A 22,812-nucleotide genomic window follows, 5' to 3' on the forward strand; every position below is an offset into this window, starting at 1 on the left:
GTCAGGTCAGCGGCGCAGGCCGAGCTTGTCGACGAGGGCGCGGTAGCGCTCGATGTCGATCCCCTTGAGGTAACCCTGGAGACGACGGCGCTGGCCCACGAGGAGCAGCAGACCACGACGGCTGTGGTGGTCGTGCTTGTGCTCCTTGAGGTGCTCGGTGAGGTCCTTGATGCGCTGCGTGAGGAGCGCGATCTGCACCTCCGGCGAGCCCGAGTCGCCCGGCTTGGTTCCGTACTCGGAAATGATCTGCTGCTTCGTGGCAGTGTCGAGCGGCATGGCTCTCCTTCAGTGTCGTTGCGCGGTGCTCCGGGACTTGTTCACCGGGGCGCTCTCGATCCGCGGCCGTTCAGACGGCGATCCAACATTACCAGTGCTGCGGCGACCTGCCCGACCGCGCGGGCCGCGCCACCTGTGAGATCGAGCGCCGTGTCCGCTCCTGGCGAACCAAGATTTGCCCGCAGAGATCCGGCACTAGCGTGCAGATGTGGCCGAGCAGAATCCCTCCGTCAGCACCTCCCACGAGCTCCGCGCCGTCGCCGAGTCGTTCGGCGCCGACGCCGAACGCTACGACCGCTCCAGACCGGCGTACCCCGAGGCGCTGGTTCGGGCGATCGTCCAGCGCGCGCCCGGCGGCGCGGTGCTGGACGCGGGGACCGGCACCGGGATCGTCGCACGCCAGCTGCGCGACGCCGGGTGCACGGTCACCGGGGTCGAGGCCGACTCCCGGATGGCCGACGTGGCACGGCGGCACGGCTTCACCGTCGACGAGGGCCGGTTCGAGGAGTGGGACCAGCGGGACCGCCTGTACGACGCCGTCGTCGCCGGCCAGGCGTGGCACTGGATCGACCCGGTCGCCGGCGCCGACATCGCGGCCAGGGCGCTCCGACCGGGCGGGCTGCTGGCGGTCTTCTGGAACGTCGCCTGCCCCGCGCCCGACCTCGCCGCCGCCTTCGCCGCCGTCTACCACCGGGTGGTCCCGGACCTGCCGTTCCGGCCCTGGGCACCGAACATGGTGGACGCCTACGACGAGATGTGCCTCAAGGCGGCGGCCGGCATGCGGGAGTCCGACGACCTCGCGGAGCCGGAGCACTGGCTGTTCGACTGGGCGCGGACCTACACGCGTGCCGAGTGGCTGGACCTGGTACCGACCGCTGGCGGGCACGCTCGCCTCCCGCAGCCCGTGCTCGCCGAGCTCCTGGCCGGCCTCGGCGACGTGGTCGACGAGGCCGGTGGCACGGTGACGATGCCCTATCGGTCGGTGGCGGTGGCGGCGCACCGCCACTGAGGCATCAGACGGTGCGCTTGACGTGCACCGCCCACAGCACCGCACCGCCCGCGAACGCGGCCTGGAGCGCGATCATCGACGGCAGCACCGTCCCGGAGACCACGACCCACGCGAGCGGCAGCGTGCCCAGCACGGCCAGGTCGAGGCCCTTCAGCTGGTGCAGCACGAGCCCTGTCGGCACGCCGCCCGCCGGTGTGGCGATCATCGGCACGTCCCAGGGCACGGGCCCGCGATAGGCGGTCCGGACGGCGGCGGCGCCGAGCACGACCGCCACGAGCACCGACATCGCCAGCCACTGCCCGCCGCCGAGGACGGCGGCGACCGCCAGCAGCACGGCCGCCGAGGTCAGGGCCGGCCACACCGTTCGGACGGCCCGGGTGGTCCGGGCATCCAGCGGCACCAGCGAGTCCAGCCGCGGGTTCTCCCCCGCCGACCGTGGGCCGACGGCACCCGCCACCGCACCCGCGTAACCGGCACCGGCGAGCACCACCCAGAGGCCGATACCACCGGCCAGCGCGGGGACCTGCACCAGGAAGGCGCCGGTCGCAGCGAGCGCGATCAGCCCTGCGAGCGCGGACGGCGAGCGTGCCAGGAGCGTGGCGTCGGCAGCGAGCAGCGCACCGGCCGGCCCGCGTGCCGTCCCGGGCAGCCAGGGCAGCACGCGCGACGCCGTCGGACCGCCGCTGAGCGCGCGGCTCATGCCGCCGCTGTCGAGCGAGAGCACGGCCGCCGACATCTGCATCGCCGCGGAGGCGCGAGCCCGCAGCTCCCCGGCCCGGAGGCGGTCCAGGCGGGTGGTCCAGAACACGAGCGCCGCGCCGCCCAGGACCGCCACGCCGACGGGGACGGGCCACGGCACCGCCCACGCGGTCCACTCGGGTGCCCAGAGCGCCACGCCGAGCCCGAGTGCCGGGACCCCGGCGAGCAGGACGTTGAGCACCCGTCCCGGCAGCGCGCTCGACGCCGCCCCGGTCACCTGCAGCACACCGGTCCCGGCGACGACGAGGAGCCCGAGCGCTCCACCCAGCGCGGCGTCGGCGAGGATGCCGGCGAGGCCGACCCCCACGAACGCCGCGGGAACACCGCCCACGACCAGGCCCGCGCCGATCCCGGCGAGGACCGTGCGCACCACCGAGGGCGATGCCAGGCCGGCCCGGTCGGCCGGGGTCGGCACCCACCAGCGCACCCCGGCGGCGGGGAGACCCGCCGGGCCGAGGCGGAGCGCGAGGACGGTGCCCGCGATGGCGGCCAGCGCGAGGACGAGCGCCTGGACCAGTCCGGGTCCGAGCCCGAACCGGGTGGCGTCGGAGACGAACAGCTCCCGCGCGGGAGCGCCGAACCCCCAGACGTACAGCGCGATGATGGCGAGCGAGACCACCACCTCGCCGACGTCCATGGCGACGCGGCCCGGCTCGGCGGGCAGGTTGTGGGCACGGACGCGTGCGGTCAGCCGGCGCAGCTCGGCACCCGTGAGGCGCTCGTCCTCCACCCCGGCGAGCCGCGGGAGCACGGGACCGGCGGCCGCCGCGGTCTGCTCGCCCGTCACCGGAAGCCCGCCAGCACGCCCGGTGCGTCGTCCGGCCGGAGCAGCACGGCGCCGTCGTCGGACAGGTGCAGGGCGCTCGCGCCCGTGCCGGCCAGGAGCCGGTCGTCGTGCGTGGCGAACAGGACCGCGGTGCCGGCGTCGGCCTCGGCACGTAGCAGATCGGCGAGCCGGGCACGCATGGCGGTGTCGAGGCGCTGCTCCGGCTCGTCGAGCACGAGCAGGTCGCGCGGCCGCACCAGCGCGCTCGCCAGCAGGAACCGGCGGCGCTGGCCCGACGACAGGGTGTGCGGCATGGCGCCACCGTGCCCGGTGATGCCCACGTGGTCGAGCACCTGGTCGGTGACCACGCCGGCGTCAGGCACGCCGTGGCCCCGTGCGGTGAGCACGAGGTGCTCGCGGACGGTCACACCGGGAAAGAACGCGTCGTCGTCCAGCACGCTCGCCACCCGGGCGCGGAATCCCCGCTCCCGCTCGTCCACGGCGCGGCCGAACGCGCTGACCGTGCCGGACAGTGGCTCCTGCAGCCCGAGCACGGTGCGCAGCAGGGTGGACTTGCCGGTGCCGTTGGTACCGATCACGGCGACCACCTCACCGGGGGCCAGCGTGAGCGAGACCGGCGGGCAGACGGCGTTCCCGCCGTACCCGACGAGCAGGTCGGACAGTTCGAGAGAGCTCATGCCCACCTCAACGCACGAACCGGGCGCGGTTCTCCCGGCGCGGCGTCCGTTTCCCCCGCCGAAGCCTCACGGCCGCAGGATCTTGCGGGCACGCGCGACGTCGTCGTTCATCTGGACGACGAGCGGTTCGATGCCGTCGAACCGCAGCGTGGGCCGCAGGTGGGCCACGAACTCGAGCGCCACCGTCTGGTCGTACAGGTCGAGGTCGGTGCGGTCGAGCACGTACGCCTCCACGCGACGCTCCACGCCGTCGAACGTCGGGTTGGTACCGACCGAGATCGCGGCGGGCAGGATCTCCTCCTGCCCCAGGCCGGTTCCTGCCAGCGCCCTCCGGTCCCCCTCGGGCCCGGCGAGGCTCGCGCACGTGGCGGCCGTGCCCCGGCGCAGCCAGCCGGCGTAGACGCCGTCGGCCGGGACGAGGCCCGTGAGGTCGCCCAGGTTCGCGGTCGGGAAGCCCAGCTCACGACCCCTGGCGTCGCCGTGCACCACGATGCCGCGCACGAGGTGCGGCCGGCCGAGCACGTCGGCGGCCTGGTCGACGTCGCCCTCCGCGAGCAGCGCGCGCACCGCCGTCGACGACCACCGCTGGTGCCCGTCACCCTCGGGCGGCGGAAAGTCGCCCACGTCGTCGATGGCGACCACCTCGAACCCGTGCTGCCCCCCGAGCTCGACCATCGTGGCCAACGTACCGGCGTTCTGCTTGCCGAACCGCACATCGTGGCCCACGACCACCGTGCGGGCGCCCAGGTTGTCCACCAGGTACCGAGCGACGAACTCCTCAGGCGTCTGGGCGGCGAAGTCGAGGGTGTAGGGCACCAGCAACGTCGCGTCGAGACCCGTGCGCTCCATCAGCGCCAGCCGGTCGTCGAGCCCGGTGATCAGCTCAGGGGCCGACTCCGGCCGGTGCACCGCTGCCGGGTGCGGGTGGAACGTCACGGCGACGGCGCTGGCGCCGTCCCCCCGGGCGAGCCGGAGGATACGGTCGAGCACCGCCTGGTGGCCGCGGTGGACGCCGTCGAAGTTGCCGATCGTCACCACTGATGGCCCGAATCCCGGGGGAACCTGTTCCAGGTCCGTCCACAGCTGCACGCGGGTTGCTCCTCATGAATCGGGTGGCGCTGGTGCGTACCGCTCGCGCGGCCCGCACCGATCCAGAAAAGCGTAGCCCGAGCCGAGCGATGCCCGGTGACCGGCGCGCATCGTCGGCCCGCGGTCAGTGCGGCAGGACGCGGTCAGTGCGGCAGGATCCGGCGCACCCCGTCCAGATACGCCTGAGCGTCGAACTCGTCGAACATGACCGACTGCAGGATGAAGCCCTGCCCCATGCCCATGAGCACGGGCAGCAGCCGCGCCACAGCCAGGTCGACGCCGTCGGGCGCATGCTCCGGGTGTGCGTCGAACCAGCGCCCCAGTGCGGCGGTGAAGGCAGCCCTGAGCACGCCGACCCCGGTGTTGAAGACCTCACGCATCTCCGGGTCCACCGTGGCCTCGCCCCAGAGCTGGACCAGGAGCCGTGGGTCGAAGTCCTCGGACAGCACGCCGCTGAGCACGATCTCCAGCACGTCGGGCGGGGCCGGCGGGTCGCCGTCCGCCGCGGCCTCGACGAGGTCCGCGTTCCGGCGGCCGAGCACGTACCGGGCCACCGCCGCGAACAGCTCGCGCTTGCCCTCGAAGTGTCCGTAGACGGCACCGGTCGACAACCCTGCCTCGGCGATGACATCCGCCATCGAGGTGTGCTGATAGCCCTTGGCCGTGAAAGCACGCTGGGCGGCGGCGACTATCTCGTTGCGGCGGGCATCACGACGAGCGTCGCTGATCTTCGGCACCGGCCACCTCCCCTGTCGTCCTCCCCGGACCGGCCCGGGACGATTGACAAGCATACGGTCGCGGGAGCATGGTTGCCATACAAAACGAACGCTCGTTTTTTTTAGACACGGAGCAACCATGGCACAGGACACACCAGCACCCCGTACCCCGGCAGGCCGCGTCATCGGCATCGCGACGGCACTCACCCTCGTGCTCACCGTGCTGGTGCTCGCCTTCTCGTGGCCGGCGATCACGGCCGAACCGCGGGACCTCCCCGTCGCCGTCGTCGGGTCCGACGACAGCGTCAGCACCTTCCGCGACACCCTGCAGGAGGCGCAGCCCGGCGCCATCGACCTGATCGAGGTCGACGACCGGTCCGCCGTCGTCGAGGCCATCGAGACCCGCGAGGTCTACGGCGGCGTCGTGCTCGGCGACCCGGCCGCCGGCGAGGCGCCCGAAGTGCTCACTGCGTCCGCGGCGGGCGGCGCCACGCACCAGCTCATGACCCAGATCGCCACCCAGATGCAGCAGGGCATCCAGGAGCGGGCCAACGCGGCGACCACCGAGGCGCTCGCCGCGGCGCAGGCCCAGGCCGCCGAGGCGGTCGAGACCGCGGTCCAGCAGGCGCTCGAGGCTGCGGCGCAGGGCGAGCAGCCACAGGCGCCGCCATCCGGCGCGACCGAGGCGCCCGAGCTCCCGGAGGTCCCGAAGGTGGCGGTCACCGACGTGGTCCCGCTGTCCGACGACGATCCCCGCGGGACCGGCTTCACCGCAGCCCTGTTCCCGATCCTCCTGGGCGGGATGATCGGCGGCATCGGCATCTCGATCGCCGTGACCGGCGCGATGCGCCGAGTGCTCGCCGTCACCGTCTACTCGGTGGTCGGCGGCGGGATCCTCCTGGGCATCCTGCACTTCTGGTTCGGCACCATCCAGGGTGACTGGCTGCTCGAGGGCGGCACGCTTGCCCTCTCCATCGCTGCCATCGCCGCCCCCATCACCGGGTTCGTGGCGGTGCTGGGTCGCGCCGGGATCGCGCTGGGCCCGGTGCTCATGATGCTGGTCGGCAACCCGATCTCGGGCGCGGCGCTGCCGGGCGAGTTCCTGCCGTGGAACTGGGGCGAGATCGGTCAGTGGCTGCCGCCGGGCGCGAGCGCGACGCTGCTGCGCGACGTCTCCTACTTCCCCGACGCCGACCCCTCGGCAGCCTGGCTGGCGCTGGGAATCTGGGCCGCGGCGGGCGTGCTGCTCTCGATCGTGGGCCACACCCGGGCGACCGGCGCGGCCCGCCGGGCCGCGCCCGTGGCCGTTCGGGCCTGAGCCCTCGGTGCTCGCGTCCGGTTCCGCCGCGGCTGAGCTGTGTTTCGCTCCGGCTCAGCCGACGGCCGGCGCGAGCACCAGTACCGGCTTGGCGAGGTTTTCGCCCCGCCGGCGGGTGTCCTCCAGCAGCGCCACCAGGGTGCCCGACGGCGACAGCGCCGCCACCACCTCCGGGCGGCCCGACGGCTGCACCCACTGGCCGTAGCCGAGCGCGCGCGCCTCGTCGTCGTCGAGCTCACGCACGGGGAAGGTGGCCCGGGCGGCGTCGGCCAGCGGGAGGGTGGCCAGCGTGCCGTCGGCGTCGGCCTGCGCCTCCAGCCGTTCCAGCGTGCGGGCGCCGGCCAGCTCGTAGCCGCCCACGCGGGTCCGGCGCAGCGCCGTCAGGTGGCCACCGGTGCCGAGCGCGGCGCCCAGGTCGCGCGCCAGGGCGCGCACGTAGGTCCCGGAGGAGACGGTGACGCGCACGTCGACGTCGACCACGGGCACGTCGCGCGTCGGGCCGTCGCCCGGTTCGGCGGCGGTCGGCGCCACGCCCGGCCGTGCGCCGGGATCGAGGCCGGCGGGATCCTCCACGGGGGTCTCGTTCGCCGCGACCTCGGGCACGGTGGCCGTCGCCGCCCGGACGTCCAGGACGTCGAACCGGGACACGGTGACGGGCCGCGCCTGGAGCTCGACGTCCTGCCCCGCCCGGACCAGCGCGTACGCACGCCTGCCGTCCACCTTGATCGCGGACACCGACGTGGGGACCTGCTGGATGTCGCCCGTCAGGTCGGCGATCGCGGTGTCCAGCGCGCCCCGGCCCACCCGTTCGACAGCGCTCGGGTCACCCAGCGCGGCGACGGAGCCCTCCGCGTCGTCGGTGGTGGTCGCCACCCCCAGCCGGATCGTGGCGTCATAGTCCTTGTCGGCGCCCACCACGTAGGTGAGCAGCCGGGTCGCCTTGCCGATGCCCAGCACCAGCACGCCCGTCGCCATGGGGTCCAGCGTCCCGGCGTGGCCCACCTTGCGGGTGCCGGCGAGCCGTCGCAGGCGCCCGACGACGTCGTGGCTGGTCCAGCCCTGCGGCTTGTCGACGACGACGAACCCGTCGGCGGCCGTCGGGCGGCGCACGGGCGCCTGAGGGGTCGGGGAGGTCATGAGGTCCAGTCTCTCGCGGGTGCGGGGTACGGCGCGGCGTCGGGAGACGACGACACCACCCGCCGTCGGGCCGGAACATGGTGGTTCCGGCCCGACGTCGGGTGGCGTCGGCGTGCCCCGCGCGGGACGGTCGAGGTCACTCGGCCTCGGCGTCGTCCTCGCGCGGCTTCTTGTAGGGGTCCTCGTCGCCCGCGTACCGGGCCCCGGCGCGCAGCGCCTCGAGCTCGGCGTCGCGCTTGCGCGCCTCGATCAGCGCGGCGTCGAGATTGGCGGCCGTGTCGGGGACGGAGTCCAGGTGGAACTCGACGGTCGGGGTCAGCCGGATGCCCGTCTGCTTGCCCACCTCCGAGCGGATCAGGCCCGTGGCACTCTTCAGCGCCGCGGCCGTTCCCTCGCGATCCTCGTCCGAACCGTAGACCGTGTAGAACACCGAGGCGTTCTGCAGGTCACCGGTCACCCGGACGTCCGTGATCGTCACGAAACCGAGCCGCGGATCCTTGATCCGTGAATCGATCATCTGCGCGACGATCACCTTGATGCGGTCGGCGAGCTTACGAGCCCGCGGATTGTCGACCATGAACTGTCCTTTCGAATGCGCCGGGTCAGAGTCGTGTGCACCCGCCAGAAGCCCCGGACGTGCCAGACGTACAGGTCACTCGCGTGACCTGTACGTCTGGCACGTGCATCAGGTTCTGACTCGGCGACAGACGCGTCAGACGCGCGGCTTCTCGCGCATCTCGAACGTCTCGATGGTGTCGCCCTCGGTGACGTCGTTGAACGACCCGAGACCGATACCGCACTCGAAGCCCTCGCGGACCTCGGTGACGTCGTCCTTCTCGCGACGCAGCGACTCGATGGTGAGGTTGTCCCCCACGACCGTCCCGTTGCGGAGCACACGCGCCTTCGAGTTGCGGCGAATGCTGCCCGAGCGGACCACCGAACCGGCGATGTTGCCGAACTTCGAGGAACGGAACACCTGGCGGATCTCCGCGGAGCCGAGCTGGACCTCCTCGTACTCCGGCTTGAGCATGCCCTTGAGGGCCGCCTCGACGTCCTCGATCGCCTGGTAGATGACCGAGTAGAACTTGACGTCGACGCCCTCGCGCTCCGCCAGCTCCTCGACGCGCTCGCCGTACTTCACGTTGAAGCCGATGATCACGGCGCTGTCGACCGTGGCGAGGTTGACGTCGTTCTGCGTGATGGCACCCACACCGCGGTGGATGACGCGCAGCTCGACCTCGTCGCCCACGTCGATCTTGAGCAGCGCGTCCTCCAGTGCCTCGACGGCACCGGACACGTCGCCCTTGAGGATGAGGTTGAGGCTCTCGACCTTGCCCTTCTTGAGCTCGACGTCGAAGTCCTCGAGGCTGATGCGCTTGCGGCGCTTGGCCAGCGTCGCTGCACGCTCCGCCGCCTGGCGCTTCTCGGCGATCTGGCGGGCGGTCCGGTCGTCCGGCGCCACGAGGAACGTGTCGCCGGCGCCCGGGACGCTGGTCAGACCCAGCACCTGGACCGGACGGGCCGGGGTGGCCGCCTGGACCGCGTTGCCGTGCTCGTCGAACATCGCACGGACGCGGCCGTAGGCCGTACCCGCGACGATCGCGTCGCCGACGTGCAGCGTGCCGGCCTGGACCAGCACCGTCGCCACCGAACCGCGACCCTTGTCGAGGTTCGCCTCGATGGCCACGCCGCGTGCGTCCTTGGTCGGGTTCGCCCGCAGGTCGAGCGCCGCGTCCGCGGTCAGCAGGACGGCCTCGACCAGGCCGTCGATACCGATGCCCGGCTTCGCCGCGACGTCGACGAACATCGTGTCGCCGCCGTACTCCTCGGCCACCAGGTTGTACTCGGTGAGCTGCTGACGCACCTTCGCCGGGTTGGCACCCTCGACGTCGATCTTGTTGACGGCGACCACGATCGGCACACCTGCTGCCTGCGCGTGGTTCACCGCCTCGATCGTCTGCGGCATCACGCCGTCGTCGGCCGCGACCACGAGAATCGCGATGTCGGTGACCTGCGCACCACGGGCACGCATAGCGGTGAAGGCCTCGTGACCCGGGGTGTCGATGAACGTGATCGCACGCTCGGCACCCTCGTGCTCGTGCGTGATCTGGTACGCACCGATGTGCTGCGTGATCCCGCCGTGCTCGCCTGCCACCACGTCCGACTTGCGGATCGCGTCCAGCAGCTTGGTCTTACCGTGGTCGACGTGACCCATGACGGTCACGACCGGCGGGCGTGCGGACAGGTCCTCGTCGGACTCGTCGGCCGCCTCGGCCGCGAGGTCGATGTCGAAGGCCCCGAGCAGCTCGCGGTCCTCCTCCTCGGCCGAGACCATCTCGATCTGGTAGCCGAGCTCGGTGGCCAGCGTGCCGAACGTGTCCTCGTCGAGCGACTGCGTGGCCGTGGCCATCTCGCCCAGGTGGAACAGCACGGTCACGAGCGCCGCGGGGTTCGCGTCGATCTTGTCCGCGAAGTCGTTCAGCGACGCACCGTGGCGCAGCCGGACGACGGTGGTGCCGTTGCCGCGCGGGACCTGCACGCCACCGAGCGACGGGGCCTGCATGGCCTCGAACTCCTGGCGCTTCGCCCGCCTCGACTTACGTCCGCGGACCGGCTTGCCGCCGGCGCGTCCGAAGGCACCCTGCGTCGCTCCACGACCGCCGGCACCGCGACGCGGGCCGCCGAAGCCACCGCCGCCGGGACGACCCGGAGCACCGGCACCGGCGCCACCGGCACCGGGACGGCCACCGCCGCCACCGGGACGGCCACGACCGCCACCCGGGGCCGGGCGGTCGCCCGGACGCGGCATGGAGGTCTTGCCCGGCATCATGCCGGGGTTGGGGCGCGGACCGCCGCCACCGGCACCGCCGGGACGGGGAGCCGAAGGACGCGGGCCACCCGGGCGGGGACCGCCCGAGCGCTCGCCGGTCGCCTCGGTGCGCTCGGGGCGCTGCCCCGGACGGGGCATCCCCTGGCTGGTCGCGAACGGGTTGTTGCCCGGACGCGGGTTACCGCCGGCCGGACGATCGCTCGTGCCGGTCCCGGCACCTGCGCCCGCACCCGGGCGGCCACCACGGCTACCCGGACGGGGCATGCCCTGGCTGGTCGCGAACGGGTTGTTGCCCGGACGCGGGTTACCGCCACCGGGGCGACCGCCGCGGCCACCGTCCCGACCCGGACGCGCGCCGGACGGCGCTGCGGGCGGCTTGGGTGCACCGGGCTTGGGTGCTGCGGCCGGCTTGGGCGCACCAGGCTTGGGTGCCGCAGCCGGCTTGGCGGACGCCGCGGGCGCCGCCGAGGACTCGTCCGCCGGAGCCGGGGCCGGGGCGGGTGCCTCCGGCGCAGGGCTCGGGGCCGGAGCCGGAGTGGGGGTCGGGGTAGGCGCCGGGGCAGGCTTGGCCTCGGCCTCGGGCTTGCTCGGTGCCGGCGCGGGGGCCGGAGCCGGAGTCGGGGTCGACTCGGCCGGCTTCTGAGCCGCGGGCTTCGCGCCCGGCTTGGGTGCGCTCTTCGCGGGCTTCGCCGCGCCGCCCTTGTCGGACGGGCCGGCAGCGCCACCGGCAGGGAACTTGTCGCGCATGCGCCGCACGACGGGCGGCTCGAGCGTCGACGACGCCGAGCGGACGTATTCGCCTGCCGACTTCAACTCGGCCAGCAGGGTCTTGCTTTCCACTCCGAGCTCCTTAGCGAGCTCGTAGACGCGGACCTTTGCCACAACTCTCCTGTCTCGGTCCGTCCCAAGACAGGGAGGACCACCGTTAGTACTGAGTACTCATCGCTGGGGACTCATCGGGTGCCCATCGGCTTCTGACCCGCTTCCTTGTCGACGAATCGCATAGTTCGGCCGGACGCATGGTTGCGTCCGGTCGGGACAGTCCTGCGGCCCTTGCACTCACTGGCCGAGGTGTGCTCGTACCTCACCGAGGTCGAGGGGCCCGTCGACGCGCAGTGCGCGCGGTACGGCCCTGCGACGCTCAGCGAGCTCCAGGCACCGCGGCTCCGGGTGAACCCAGGCACCGCGACCCGGCAGGCAGGCACGAACGTCGACGACGATGCGCCGTGCACCTGCCACGGAGTCACCATGCATCGAGGCGTCCAGCACCAGACGCAGGAGTGCAGTCCGCTGGTCGCGCCCCCGACACCCGACACACGTGCGTACCGGGCCCTTGACGGGCGGAACGGGGTATGTCGAAAGACGGGCGCGTGGCCCAGACTCGGACAGTCTACCGCGCCGACCCACTGGGCGTTACCGGCCGCTCGGTGCGTCGGCAGCGGCGCCACCTGCGTCGGCGTCGGCGGCCTCGTCAGAACGGATGTCGATGCGCCATCCGGTCAGCTTCGCGGCGAGACGGGCGTTCTGCCCTTCTTTACCGATCGCGAGGGACAGCTGGTAGTCCGGCACGACGGCCCGTGCGGCCCGCGCATCGGCGTCGACCACTGTGACCGAAGACACACGTGCGGGCGACAGGGCACTCGACACGAACGCGGCAGGGTCGTCGCTGTGGTCGACGATGTCGATCTTCTCGCCGTGCAGCTCGGCCATGACCGCGCGCACCCGGGCACCCATCGGGCCGATGCAGGCACCCTTGGCGTTGAGCCCGGCGACCCGCGTGCGGACCGCCATCTTGGTGCGGTGCCCCGCCTCGCGGGCGATGGCGGTGATCTCCACCGACCCGTCCGCGATCTCCGGGACCTCGAGCTCGAAGAGCTTGCGCACCAGGTTCGGGTGCGTACGGCTCAACGTGATCTGGGGGCCCTTCATTCCACGGCTGACCTCGACCACGTAGGCACGCAGCCGCTCGCCGTGCACGTACTCCTCGGTGGGCACCTGCTCGTGCGGCGGCAGCACCGCCTCGGTGCCACCCACGTCGACCAGCACCATGCGGGGGTCGCGGCCCTGCTGGATGACGCCCGCGAGGACCTCACCCTCCTTGCCGCGGAACGTGCCCAGCACCTGGTCGTCCTCGGCGTCGCGCAGCCGCTGCACGATCACCTGGCGGGCCGTGGCGGTCGCGATGCGGCCGAAGTCCTGCGGCGTGTGATCGAACTCGGGTCCGAGCTCCACGGTGGGGCGGGCCTCCGGGTCCGCCGGGTCCAGCGGTGCCGGCAGCTCCTCGCGTGCCCACACCGTGACGTGGCCCGACGAGCGGTCCACCTCGACGCGGGCCCGGTGATAAGCGTCCGGGGTCCGGTGGTAGGCCGAGAGGAGCGCCTGCTCGATGGCCGCGACGAGGACGTCCAGGCTGAGATCCCTCTCGCGCTCCAGCATCCGCAGGGTGGTCATGTCGATGTCCATGTCAGCCTTCCTCGTTGCGGCCGGGGTGACCCTCGGTCGCGTTGTCCGAACCAGCACCGTCCGAGTCGTCGTCGGTGTCTTCACCTGCACTCTCGCCCAGTTCACCAGCCTCGGCATCCTGGGCGTCGTCGAGTCGTTTCAGCTCTACCTCGACCTTGCCACGGCGGACGTCGTCCACCGGGATCCGCCTGTCGACGTCGAGCACCAGGACGTCGCCGTCGCCGTCCGTGAGCACGTCGGTCAGCCGGCCCTCGACACGGCTGCCGTCCATCATCTTCAGCGCCACGAGCCGGGTCCGGGCGCGCCGGAAGTGGCGCAGCTCGGTCAACGGCCGGGACGTACCCGGCGTCGAGATCTCCAGCGTGTAGGCGCCCGCGACGACGTCGTCCACGTCGAGCGCCGCGGAGATCGCGCGCGACACGTCGCCGAGCGCATCGGAGTCCAGGCTGCCCACGGCGTCGTCCGACAGGTCGATGGTGATCCGCACCACCGACTTGTTGCCCGCCTGGGAGATGCCGACCGCCTCGAGGTACAGCCCTGCTGCCTCGACCACCGGTCCCACCACCTCGCGGACCGCGTCCACCTGCTGTGTCATCGTCTGCCTCCCGTCGGCTCCCCCACGTGCGGGGGCACGGTTCGAGCCGGAACGGTTCGACCGATGTGCTGTTGTTGTCGCACGGCTAGCGTAACGAAGCGCCGGACCTCGGCACTTCGCGTAGAACGTGATGTCCGCGACCTGACCGATACCGGCCGGGGCACGAATCGGCTCCCGGAACATGGCATCATCGGCCACGATGAACCCCAACGGCCCGAGGCCCCGCACCCGAAGCCGGTCAGCCCTGACCGCTCTGGCCCTGACCTGCGCGATCATTCTCTCAGGTTGTGGCGTGCGACTCGAGACGCCGCCACCCACCGAGCCGGTCCCCGACGCGGCCGAGGTCATCCGACGCACGGCCGTCGCCGATGCGCTGCTCGTCGCCGACCAGGCCGACGCCGCCGCAGCTGCCGACGGGGTCCGGTCGGACGTGGCCGACGAGCTCGTGCTGATCGCCGAGGCCACGGCGCTGCAGGCCCAGCAGCTCGGCGGCGAGTACGACTCCGGCCTCGGCGACATCGTGGCCGACGACGCCGGTGCCTCGCCGTCCGCGACCAGCCCCGAGGAGACGCCCCGGGCGGTCGTCCGGTCCTTGCGTGACGCCGCCACCCGCACCCGGGCCGCCGCCAACCAGGCCCAGGCCGGACCCCTCGGCCGCCTGCTCGGCTCCGTCTCCGCGGCGCAGACCCAGTACGCCCGCGACCTCGCACGGCTGACGGGCGCGCGCGGTCCGGCGCTGCCCCCGACCGAGATCCCCGAACCCACCGAGACCGGAGCCGAGCCGAGCGACGCCGAGGAGGCCTCGGCGGCCCCGGCGTCGGCCGCGACCGGTCCCCCCTCCGCACCCACGGGCCTGTCTGCGGAGGAGCTCGACGTCCTGGTGGTGGCCGAGGACTCGGCCGCCTACGCGCTCGAGGTCCGGGCGGCGCAGGCGGACGGCGAGGTCCGCGACCGGGCCCACGACCGGGCCAGGCTGCACCGTGCCCGGGCCCAGGGCTGGGCCGTCATGGCGGGCACCGACGGGACCGACCAGGACCCGCGCAGCGTCGCCTACGCACTGCCCGACCCGGACGCGGGGACGCCGGACCTGGCCCGCGCGCTCGAGGACGGCCTCGCGCAGAACTACGCGACGCTGGTCGGCGTCGCAGAGCCAGGTACCCGCGCCATCCTGGTGGCGATGCTGACCGACACCACGCTGGCCGGCGCCCAGTGGGGCTCCCCCGCGGTGCCGTTCCCCGGCCTGCCCGAACGCGCCTGACGGTCCCGGATCGGGGGTGCGGGCGGTGCCTCGGCGAGGTGGTCGGAACCGCGGTGAGGCGACCGGTGCCCCGGCGTGGAGGCACACGGTCACCACGACCGCCCGAAGTCAGCCCAGGAGGGCGTGGACCCGGTCGGTGACCGCGTCCACGACGTCGGCCACGGGGAACTGCTCCGCCTCGCCGGCACGCGGCCGGACCTCGACGACACCGTCGGCGAGACCCTTGCCGACCACGACCACGAGCGGGGCGCCGAGCAGCTCGGCGTCCTTGAACTTCACGCCGGGCGACACCTTGGTGGGCCGGTCGTCGTAGAGCACCTCGACGCCGCGGGCCGCGAGGTCCGTGGCGATGGACTCGGCGGCCTCGTACACCTCGGTGCCCTTGCCCGTCGCGACCAGGTGGACCTGGACCGGGGCGATCTGAGCCGGCCAGGCGAGGCCTCGCTCGTCGTGGTTGGCCTCCGCGAGGGCCGCGAGCGCGCGCGTGACGCCGACACCGTAGGACCCCATGGTGACGACCGCCTGCTTGCCGTTCTCGTCGAGGACCACCAGGCCGAGCGCCTCGGCGTACTTGCGGCCGAGCTGGAAGATGTGGCCCATCTCGATGCCGCGGGCGAGCTCCAGCGGGCCGGAACCGTCGGGCGCCGGGTCGCCGGCCCGCACCTCGGCGGCCTCGATGGTGCCGTCCGCGGTGAAGTCACGGCCGGCGACGAGGTCGAACACGTGCTTGCCGGGCTCGTTGGCGCCGGTGATCCACCGGGTCCCGGACACCACGCGGGGGTCCAGGAGGTAGCGGATCGCGGGCACCTTCTCGCCGTCGGCGCCCTCGATCTGCTCGCCCTGCGGGCCGAGCGCCTGCGGGCCGATGTAGCCCTTGACCAGCTGGGGGAACTTCTTGAAGTCCTCCTCCGTGGCAGCCTCCGGCTCGGCGGGGCTGAGCGCGGCCTCGATGCGCTTGAGGTCGACCTCGCGGTCGCCGGGCAGGCCGACCACCACGAGCTCACGGGTGCCGTCGGGCTGGACCAGGGTGAGCACCACGTTCTTCAGGGTGTCCGCGGCGGTCCAGGACCGGTCGGGTCGGGGGAACTTCTCGTTGGCGACGGCCACCAGGGTGCCGATGGTGGGCGTGTCGGGCGTGTCCTCGACATGGGCCGCGGGAGCGTCGTCGTACGGGATGGCCTCGGGCACGGGTGTGACCACGGCCTCCACGTTGGCGGCGTAGCCGCCGGGCGAGCGCACGTAGGTGTCCTCGCCGATCGCGGAGGGGCTCAGGAACTCCTCGGAGCGCGAGCCGCCCATGGCGCCCGACATCGCGGAGACGATCACGTACTCCAGGCCGAGACGCTGGAAGATCTTCTCGTACGCGTCGCGGTGCTTCTGGTAGCTGACCTCGAGGCCCTCGTCCTTGACGTCGAACGAGTACGAGTCCTTCATGATGAACTCGCGCCCACGGATCAGGCCGGCGCGGGGGCGCGCCTCGTCGCGGTACTTGGTCTGGATCTGGAACAGCGTGAGGGGCAGGTCCTTGTAGGACGAGTACAGGTCCTTGACCAGGAGCGCGAACATCTCCTCGTGCGTGGGCGCCAGGAGGTAGTCGCCCCCCTTGCGGTCCTTCAGGCGGAACAGGCCGGCGCCGTACTCCTCCCACCGACCGGTGGCCTCGTAGGGCTCCCGCGGCAGCAGCGCCGGGAAGTGCACCTCCTGGCCGCCGATGGCGACCATCTCCTCGCGGACGATCGCCTCGATCTTGGCCAGCACCCGCAGACCGAGCGGCAACCACGAGTAGATGCCCGGGGCGGCGCGGCGGATGTACCCGGCCCGCACGAGGAGCTTGTGGCTGGCGACCTCGGCTTCGGCCGGGTCCTCGCGCAGGGTGCGGACGAAGAGGGACGACATGCGAAGCACGTCGCCCTGGATGAGGCGTGCGGAAGACATGGAGCACAGCCTATCCGCGGGGGCCGCTACGGCTCGCCGGAATTCGCCGAACCGCACGATCCGCGTGGGGATGCGGGCTCCACGAGGGTGCCGAACCGCAAGATGTGCGTCCACCTCGGTCGGGGCCGGGGCCGGGGTCGGGATCGGGGTCGGGGTCGGTCGGAGTCTGGGTCGGGATCGGTCAGGGTCGGCTGAGGCGCCGAACCGCAAGGTGGACGTCCATCCGGCGCCGAGCCGCAACATGTTGGTCCATCGAGCCCCGATAGACCAACAACCTGCGGATCGACGACCAGCACGACGTGGAACCTGCGGCTCGGCCCCCACACCGACGACCGGAACAACCAACAACTTGCGGCTCGGCCGGCACACCGACGACACGGAACTCACAAGTTGCGGCTCGGCGTCCACGAGGGTGTCGAACCGCAGGATCCGCGTCCATTTCCACAACGACAGCACCGTCGGAGTCGACAGAGGTGCCGAACCGCACGGTGGACGTCCATCCGGCGCCGAGCCGCAACATACGAGTCCATCGAGCCCCCGATAGACCAACAACCTGCGGATCGACGACCAGATCGACGTGGAACCTGCGGTTCGGTGCGGTAGGTCTTGCCCCACCTCGGGAAGTCTCGCAGGATGAGGCCATGCCGGAGCTGCCCGAGGTCGCCGCGCTCGCCGACTTCCTGCGCGCACGGACCTCTGGGCGCACGGTCGCCGCCGTCGAGGTCGGTTCGATCGCCGCGCTCAAGACGTTCTCCCCGCCGACCGACGCCCTCACCGGAGGTGCGGTGACCGACGTCGCCCGGCACGGCAAGTGGCTTGACCTCGTGGTCGCACCCGGAGTCGAAGGCGCGACGCCCGGTTCCCCGGATCCCTCCGGCACCCCGCGCCGCGGCAAGGACGCCGCTGGGGGCAAGGACACCACGGGGGGCAAGGACGCCGCGGAGTCGGACGGCGCCCCGCTCCACCTGGTCTTCCATCTTTCCCGGGGCGGATGGGTGCGCTGGTCGGACGCACTGTCGACCAAGCCGGTGCGTCCGTCCCTCGGCGGTTCCGCCCGGGGTGCCGTCCTCGCACTGCGGGTGCGGCTCGACGACGGCTCCGGGTTCGACCTCACCGAGGCGGGGACCCGCAAGCGGCTGGCGGTCCACGTGGTCCACGACCCGGCCGAGATCGAGATGGTGGCCTCGCTGGGCGTGGAGCCGCTCGTGCCGGAATTCACGGTCGACGTCCTGGCCGGTCTGCTGTCCGCGAAGAACCAGCAGGTCAAGGGCCTGCTCCGGGACCAGCGCGCCATCGCGGGCATCGGCAACGCGTACAGCGACGAGATCCTGCACGCGGGCCGGTTCAGCCCCTACAAGCTGACCAGGTCGTTCACGCCGGAGGAGACCGCCCGGCTGCATACCGCCATCGGCGAGGTGCTCACCGGGGCGATCACTGCAGCGTCGGGTAAGCCGGCCAAGGAGCTCAAGGATGCCAAGCGCGCCGGGATGCGCGTGCACGGCCGTGCCGGCCTGCCCTGCCCGGGGTGGAACGGGATTCCGTGCGGCGACGTGGTGCACGAGGTGTCTTTCGCCGACCGGTCCATGCAGTACTGCCCCACCTGTCAGACGGGCGGCAAACCGCTGGCGGACCGCCGGATGTCGAAGCTGCTGCGGTGAGCACCGTCCTCTACTGGCGACGGACCGACGTTGTCGGCCTGGAACGTCTGGAGCTGACCCGAGGACCCCAGGGAGTGACGGCATCCGGAACCGTCGTCTGCCTGGAGGACGGCGGCTTCCGCCTCGACCACACGTGGTCGCTGGACGCCGACTGGCACGCGCGCCGGGTGGAGGTCGAGGTGCGGGCGCGGCATACCGCAGGAGTGCTGCGGCTGGACCGGGCCGGGGACGGCTGGCTGGTCGACGGCGTGCCACGGCCCGACCTGGACGGTGCGCAGGAGCCCGACCTGTCGGTCACCCCCTTCTGCAACACCTTTCCGATCCGGCGCCTGCGCGGTGCGGCGAGCCTGACCCTGGACACCGCGTTCATCGACGGGCCGGCGCTCACGGTCGCTCGGTCCCGGCAGCGCTACGAACCGCTGGCCCCTGGCCGGGTACGCTACGTCGACCTCGGGCTGTCGCAGGGGTTCGAGGCAGATCTGACCGTCGACGACGCCGGCCTGGTCGTCCGCTACGAGCACCTGTTCGAGCGGGTGGATCCGGCGTGACGCCGCGCACCAGCCGCATCCAGCGCCGGGCAGGCGCCCGCATCACCGCCGGGCAGGCGCCCTCGTCAGAACAGCACGGTAGCGAACGTGCCCACCTGTTCGAACCCCACCCGGCGGTACGCGGCGACGGCCCGCTCGTTGTAGGCGTTCACGTACAGCGACACGACCGGCGCGATGGACGCGCGCGTCGCGCTGACGACGGCGGCCATGCCCGACTCCGACCAGCCGCGGCCGCGGAACGCCGGCTCCACCCAGACGCCCTGGACCTGGGCGACGCCGCCGGCCACCGCACCGAGCTCGGCCTTGAACGCGACGGCGGGCCGGCCGCCGGCGTCGGGCACCACGCGGACGAACGAGCGGCCTTCCGTGATGAGGGACCGCACCCGCTCCGCATAGGCCGACCCGCCGGTCGCGACCGGTGAGTAGCCGACCTCCTCGGTGAACATGCGCACGCACGCCGGCAGCACGAGGCCCAGCTCGGCGGGCACGGAGCGGCGCACGGTGGGATCCGGAGCCAGCGAGGGCGCCGTACCGATGGCCATGGACGGCTGGTCGGCGCGCACGTCGCGCGCTGGCGGCCAGTGCGGCGACAGGTGCTCCCAGAGCGCCAGGGCCGCCCACTGCTCCCCCACGATCGACGACGACCGCCGCCCGTGCACCCGGGCCACCTCGGCGAACGCCGCGACGGCCTGGGCGCGGCGGTCGGGGTCGGCCAGCGGAATCACGGGCACCAGGTTGGCACCGGCCCAGCACACCGCCTCGAGCCGGCCGACGGCGGGAAAGCCCCAGGCCTGACCCGCGGCGGCACCGAAGCCGGCGCGCGCCGCGACCTCCAGGCGGGCGGTGGCAAGCACGGATGAGACCGGGTCGACGGCGCAGACCGCGAGGGCCTGCGCCAGGTCCGCGCGGGTCAGCAGCCGCGCCGCATCGACTCGCTGCTCATCCTGCACCCGAATGTCCTGTTCGCCCGGTTGCGTCGGCCCGTCGGGGCGCGCTCCGGCCGGTACCGGGATGCGCCAGCGGGCCATGCTCTGCTCCGTTCGAGTCAGACTCTTCAGTCGTTCCTGAGCCTGCTTCCGCTCCGGCTCAGCTCACCGAGACGACCGGCGGACCGGCCTGCACATCATTCTCCGGCGTCGGCATCTCATCCGCGATCCGCATGGCTTCCTCGATGAGGGTCTCGACGATCATCGCCTCGGGGACGGTCTTGATGACCTCACCCTTGACGAAGATCTGGCCCTTGCCGTTGCCGGAGGCCACACCCAGGTCGGCCTCACGAGCCTCGCCGGGGCCGTTGACGACGCAGCCCATGACGGCGACGCGCAGCGGCACGGTCATGCCCTCGAGACCGGCCGTGACCTTCTCGGCCAGCGTGTACACGTCCACCTGGGCGCGACCGCAGGACGGGCACGAGACGATCTCGAGCTTGCGGGGGCGCAGGTTGAGGGCCTGCAAGATCTGGTTGCCGACCTTGACCTCCTCGACCGGCGGGGCCGAGAGGGAGACGCGGATCGTGTCGCCGATGCCCCTGCTGAGCAGCGCGCCGAACGCGGTGGCCGACTTGATGGTGCCCTGGAAGGCCGGGCCTGCCTCGGTGACACCCAGGTGCAGCGGCCAGTCGCCGCGCTCGGAGAGCAGCTCGTAGGCGCGCACCATCACGACCGGGTCGTTGTGCTTGACCGAGATCTTGAAGTCGTGGAAGTCGTGCTCCTCGAAGAGGCTCGCCTCCCACACCGCGGACTCGACCAGGGCCTCCGGGGTCGCCTTGCCGTACTTCTCGAGGATGCGCTTGTCGAGCGAGCCGGCATTGACGCCGATGCGGAGCGAGATCCCGGCGTCCTTCGCGGCGCGGGAGATCTCCTTGACCTGGTCGTCGAACTTGCGGATGTTGCCCGGGTTCACACGGACGGCGGCGCAGCCGGCGTCGATCGCGGCGAAGACGTACTTCGGCTGGAAGTGGATGTCCGCGATCACGGGGATCTGGGACTTCTTCGCGATGATCGGCAGCGCCTCGGCGTCGTCGGAGGTCGGGACGGCGACGCGCACGATGTCGCAGCCTGCCGTGGTGAGCTCCGCGATCTGCTGGAGGGTCGCGTTGATGTCGGTGGTGGGCGTGGTGGTCATGGACTGCACGCTCACGGGTGCGTCACCACCCACCTCCACCTTGCCGACCTTGATCTTGCGAGTCTTGCGGCGGGGGGCGAGAACGGGCGGGGGTGCTGCCGGCATGCCGAGGCTGATTGCGCTCACGAGTTCAGTATCCCTGCTTCAGGAGGTGCCAGATGTACATCGTGTCGGGCATCACGTGATCCGCACCGGATCCACCAGGTCCGCCACGATCAGGACGCCACCCACCCCGAGCAGGATGAGGAAGACCACATAGGCCACGGGCGTCATGCGGGCGACGTCGGCCGGGCCGGGCAGCACTGCTGCCCCGCGCACCCGGGCGAGCGTGCGCTTGCCGCCCTCGTAGAGGGCGTTGACCAGGTGCCCGCCGTCGAGCGGCAGGAGCGGGATCAGGTTGAAGGCGAACAGCGCGATGTTGAGGCTCGCGAGGAGGCTCAGGAAGAACATGATGCGGTCGAGGATCGCCTCGTCCAGGGCCATGATCTCGCCGCTGATCCGCGCGACGCCCACCATGGACTGCACGGAGTCCTGCGCGCGCTCCTCCGCGGTGAAGGCCTGGGTGGCGGCCTCGGCCACGCGGACCGGGAGGGTCGCCACCATGGTCAAGGTGAGCCAGGTCTGGTCGCCCACGGCGGGCAGGACCGTGGCGACCGGCTGCGGCTCCCGCACCTGGAGCGGGGAGAAGCCGACGAACCCGCCCTGCTCGACGAGCGGCTGACCGTCGGCGCCGAGCACCGGTGCGCCCTGCTCGTCCACGACGGGCCGGTCGGCCGGTGCCGGGGTGACCTCGAGGGTCGCGCGCTCGCCGTCGCGCAGCACCACCACCTCGGACTCGCGGCCGGCGGAATCGTTGATGAGGCCCACGAGCTGCTGCCAGCCGGTCACCTCCGTACCGCCGAACGCGATGATCTCGTCGCCCGGCTCCAGCCCTGCGGCCGCGGCGGGTGCGGCGGGCTGCCCCTCGCAGTCGTCGCCGGAGGCCGCCGAGGTGACGGACGCCGGCACGCACTCCGAGAGCTGGGCGACCGTGGTGGAGACCGTCATCGCCCCGTACCCGACCAGGATCACGCCGATCAGCACGGTGGCGATCACGAGGTTCATGAACGGCCCACCGAACATCACGATGAGCTTCTTGGGCGTCGAGAGGTTGTAGAAGGCGCGGTGCTCCTCGCCGGGCCGCACCTCCGCGACGGACGCGTCACGGGCGTCGCTGACGAGCTCGCTCCAGAAGCCGGTGCCGCGCCGCGCACCGGCGGGCGCCGGCGGCATCATGCCGACGAGCCGCACGAACCCGCCGAGCGGGATCGCCTTGATGCCGTACTCCGTCTCCCCCTTGGTCCTCGACCAGAGGGTGGGCCCGAAGCCGACGAAGTACTGGCTCACGCGCACGCCGAACTTCTTGGCGGGGATCATGTGCCCCAGCTCGTGCAGGCCGACGGAGACGATGACGCCCAGCAGGAGGACGAGCACACCAACAATGTGCGGAACGATGCTCACGGCACCGAGACTACGGCACCTCTGGGCGCCCTCGGTAGGCAGCGCACGGCTCCCCCGCGACGCCCACCCGACGTTCACTTCCTTTCGATCTCATGGTGATTCGTTGAACCAACGGTTACTGACCATTAACCTA

General features: G+C 72.3%; 20 protein-coding genes. 5 read left to right on the top strand and 15 right to left on the bottom strand.

The window, feature by feature from the left end:
• Positions 1-6: 6 nt before the first annotated feature.
• Entirely contained in the window at positions 7-276 is a 270-nt protein-coding gene (gene rpsO / locus ACFSL2_RS08365; protein ID WP_020016810.1) for a 30S ribosomal protein S15, read from the bottom strand.
• 208 nt (positions 277-484) lie between these two features.
• Here rpsO and ACFSL2_RS08370 point away from each other — a divergent pair, with 208 nt between their 5' ends.
• Positions 485-1,285, top strand: a complete 801-nt coding sequence (locus tag ACFSL2_RS08370) for a class I SAM-dependent methyltransferase (protein WP_377197413.1) — start codon at positions 485-487, stop codon at positions 1,283-1,285.
• 4 nt (positions 1,286-1,289) lie between these two features.
• Here the strand turns inward: ACFSL2_RS08370 and ACFSL2_RS08375 are convergent, their stop codons facing one another.
• The 4 genes from ACFSL2_RS08375 to ACFSL2_RS08390 form a co-directional block, all read right to left on the bottom strand.
• Positions 1,290-2,831: a DUF6297 family protein gene (locus ACFSL2_RS08375; RefSeq protein ID WP_377197414.1), complete on the bottom strand. Its 1,542-nt coding sequence runs from the start codon at positions 2,829-2,831 to the stop codon at positions 1,290-1,292.
• A complete protein-coding gene (locus ACFSL2_RS08380; RefSeq protein ID WP_377197415.1) occupies positions 2,828-3,508 on the bottom strand; it encodes an ABC transporter ATP-binding protein in 681 nt (226 codons plus the stop codon). The genes ACFSL2_RS08375 and ACFSL2_RS08380 overlap by 4 nt, the downstream gene beginning before the upstream one ends.
• Positions 3,509-3,574: 66 nt before the next feature.
• Positions 3,575-4,597: a bifunctional riboflavin kinase/FAD synthetase gene (locus ACFSL2_RS08385; protein WP_377197416.1), complete on the bottom strand. Its 1,023-nt coding sequence runs from the start codon at positions 4,595-4,597 to the stop codon at positions 3,575-3,577.
• A gap of 143 nt (positions 4,598-4,740) precedes the next feature.
• Positions 4,741-5,334 (bottom strand): TetR/AcrR family transcriptional regulator, encoded by a 594-nt coding sequence (locus ACFSL2_RS08390; protein ID WP_377197417.1) that lies wholly within the window; start codon positions 5,332-5,334, stop codon positions 4,741-4,743.
• A gap of 118 nt (positions 5,335-5,452) precedes the next feature.
• Between ACFSL2_RS08390 and ACFSL2_RS08395 the strand changes: the two genes are divergently transcribed.
• Entirely contained in the window at positions 5,453-6,631 is a 1,179-nt protein-coding gene (locus ACFSL2_RS08395) for a hypothetical protein (protein ID WP_377197418.1), read from the top strand.
• A 54-nt stretch (positions 6,632-6,685) separates the two neighbouring features.
• On the opposite strand, the gene truB is transcribed toward ACFSL2_RS08395, so the two are convergent.
• The 6 genes from truB to ACFSL2_RS08425 all read right to left on the bottom strand — a co-directional run bounded on the left by truB (position 6,686) and on the right by ACFSL2_RS08425 (position 13,656).
• Positions 6,686-7,768: a tRNA pseudouridine(55) synthase TruB gene (truB, locus tag ACFSL2_RS08400; protein WP_377197419.1), complete on the bottom strand. Its 1,083-nt coding sequence runs from the start codon at positions 7,766-7,768 to the stop codon at positions 6,686-6,688.
• A gap of 136 nt (positions 7,769-7,904) precedes the next feature.
• Positions 7,905-8,345, bottom strand: a complete 441-nt coding sequence (rbfA, locus tag ACFSL2_RS08405; protein ID WP_377197420.1) for a 30S ribosome-binding factor RbfA — start codon at positions 8,343-8,345, stop codon at positions 7,905-7,907.
• A gap of 135 nt (positions 8,346-8,480) precedes the next feature.
• On the bottom strand, positions 8,481-11,480 hold the full coding sequence (gene infB, locus ACFSL2_RS08410; protein ID WP_377197421.1) for a translation initiation factor IF-2: 3,000 nt from the start codon (positions 11,478-11,480) through the stop codon (positions 8,481-8,483).
• 177 nt (positions 11,481-11,657) lie between these two features.
• The gene (locus ACFSL2_RS08415) at positions 11,658-12,005 is read right to left on the bottom strand and encodes a YlxR family protein (RefSeq protein ID WP_377197422.1); all 348 of its coding nucleotides are present in this window, start codon (positions 12,003-12,005) and stop codon (positions 11,658-11,660) included.
• A 6-nt stretch (positions 12,006-12,011) separates the two neighbouring features.
• A complete protein-coding gene (nusA, locus tag ACFSL2_RS08420; protein WP_377197423.1) occupies positions 12,012-13,061 on the bottom strand; it encodes a transcription termination factor NusA in 1,050 nt (349 codons plus the stop codon).
• A gap of 1 nt (position 13,062) precedes the next feature.
• On the bottom strand, positions 13,063-13,656 hold the full coding sequence (locus ACFSL2_RS08425; RefSeq protein ID WP_377197424.1) for a ribosome maturation factor RimP: 594 nt from the start codon (positions 13,654-13,656) through the stop codon (positions 13,063-13,065).
• Between the two features lie 292 nt (positions 13,657-13,948).
• On the opposite strand from ACFSL2_RS08425, the gene ACFSL2_RS08430 reads away from it, so the two are divergent.
• Positions 13,949-14,914 (top strand): DUF4439 domain-containing protein, encoded by a 966-nt coding sequence (locus ACFSL2_RS08430; protein ID WP_377197425.1) that lies wholly within the window; start codon positions 13,949-13,951, stop codon positions 14,912-14,914.
• A gap of 108 nt (positions 14,915-15,022) precedes the next feature.
• Here ACFSL2_RS08430 and ACFSL2_RS08435 read toward each other — a convergent pair whose 3' ends face one another.
• Positions 15,023-16,849: a proline--tRNA ligase gene (locus ACFSL2_RS08435; RefSeq protein WP_377197426.1), complete on the bottom strand. Its 1,827-nt coding sequence runs from the start codon at positions 16,847-16,849 to the stop codon at positions 15,023-15,025.
• A gap of 641 nt (positions 16,850-17,490) precedes the next feature.
• Here ACFSL2_RS08435 and ACFSL2_RS08440 point away from each other — a divergent pair.
• Together ACFSL2_RS08440 and ACFSL2_RS08445 are read left to right on the top strand one after the other, a co-directional pair.
• Positions 17,491-18,507 (top strand): DNA-formamidopyrimidine glycosylase family protein, encoded by a 1,017-nt coding sequence (locus ACFSL2_RS08440; RefSeq protein ID WP_377197427.1) that lies wholly within the window; start codon positions 17,491-17,493, stop codon positions 18,505-18,507.
• Positions 18,504-19,055, top strand: coding sequence for a putative glycolipid-binding domain-containing protein (locus ACFSL2_RS08445; RefSeq protein ID WP_377197428.1), 552 nt, complete (start codon positions 18,504-18,506; stop codon positions 19,053-19,055). Before ACFSL2_RS08440 ends, ACFSL2_RS08445 begins: the two co-directional genes overlap by 4 nt.
• Before the next feature lie 65 nt (positions 19,056-19,120).
• On the opposite strand, the gene ACFSL2_RS08450 is transcribed toward ACFSL2_RS08445, so the two are convergent.
• The 3 genes from ACFSL2_RS08450 to ACFSL2_RS08460 form a co-directional block, all read right to left on the bottom strand.
• A complete protein-coding gene (locus tag ACFSL2_RS08450; protein ID WP_377197429.1) occupies positions 19,121-20,083 on the bottom strand; it encodes a GNAT family N-acetyltransferase in 963 nt (320 codons plus the stop codon).
• A 58-nt stretch (positions 20,084-20,141) separates the two neighbouring features.
• Positions 20,142-21,284 (bottom strand): flavodoxin-dependent (E)-4-hydroxy-3-methylbut-2-enyl-diphosphate synthase, encoded by a 1,143-nt coding sequence (gene ispG, locus ACFSL2_RS08455; RefSeq protein WP_377200788.1) that lies wholly within the window; start codon positions 21,282-21,284, stop codon positions 20,142-20,144.
• 72 nt (positions 21,285-21,356) lie between these two features.
• Positions 21,357-22,679, bottom strand: coding sequence for a M50 family metallopeptidase (locus ACFSL2_RS08460; RefSeq protein WP_377197430.1), 1,323 nt, complete (start codon positions 22,677-22,679; stop codon positions 21,357-21,359).
• Between the last annotated feature and the right edge of the window lie 133 nt (positions 22,680-22,812).

The sequence above is a fragment of the Promicromonospora aerolata genome (assembly GCF_042682255.1).
Classification (GTDB): Bacteria; Actinomycetota; Actinomycetes; order Actinomycetales; family Cellulomonadaceae; genus Promicromonospora; species Promicromonospora aerolata.

Excerpts from the sequence above, each read along its gene's own strand:
- rbfA (WP_377197420.1), bottom strand. The coding sequence starts at position 8,345 with ATGGTCGACAATCCGCGGGCTCGTAAGCTCGCCGACCGCATCAAGGTG.
- ACFSL2_RS08435 (WP_377197426.1), bottom strand. The coding sequence starts at position 16,849 with ATGTCTTCCGCACGCCTCATCCAGGGCGACGTGCTTCGCATGTCGTCC.
- nusA (WP_377197423.1), bottom strand. The coding sequence starts at position 13,061 with ATGGACATCGACATGACCACCCTGCGGATGCTGGAGCGCGAGAGGGAT.
- ACFSL2_RS08425 (WP_377197424.1), bottom strand. The coding sequence starts at position 13,656 with ATGACACAGCAGGTGGACGCGGTCCGCGAGGTGGTGGGACCGGTGGTC.
- truB (WP_377197419.1), bottom strand. The coding sequence starts at position 7,768 with ATGACCTCCCCGACCCCTCAGGCGCCCGTGCGCCGCCCGACGGCCGCC.
- ispG (WP_377200788.1), bottom strand. The coding sequence starts at position 21,284 with ATGCCGGCAGCACCCCCGCCCGTTCTCGCCCCCCGCCGCAAGACTCGC.
- ACFSL2_RS08450 (WP_377197429.1), bottom strand. The coding sequence starts at position 20,083 with ATGGCCCGCTGGCGCATCCCGGTACCGGCCGGAGCGCGCCCCGACGGG.
- ACFSL2_RS08395 (WP_377197418.1), top strand. The coding sequence starts at position 5,453 with ATGGCACAGGACACACCAGCACCCCGTACCCCGGCAGGCCGCGTCATC.
- ACFSL2_RS08440 (WP_377197427.1), top strand. The coding sequence starts at position 17,491 with ATGCCGGAGCTGCCCGAGGTCGCCGCGCTCGCCGACTTCCTGCGCGCA.
- ACFSL2_RS08380 (WP_377197415.1), bottom strand. The coding sequence starts at position 3,508 with ATGAGCTCTCTCGAACTGTCCGACCTGCTCGTCGGGTACGGCGGGAAC.
- rpsO (WP_020016810.1), bottom strand. The coding sequence starts at position 276 with ATGCCGCTCGACACTGCCACGAAGCAGCAGATCATTTCCGAGTACGGA.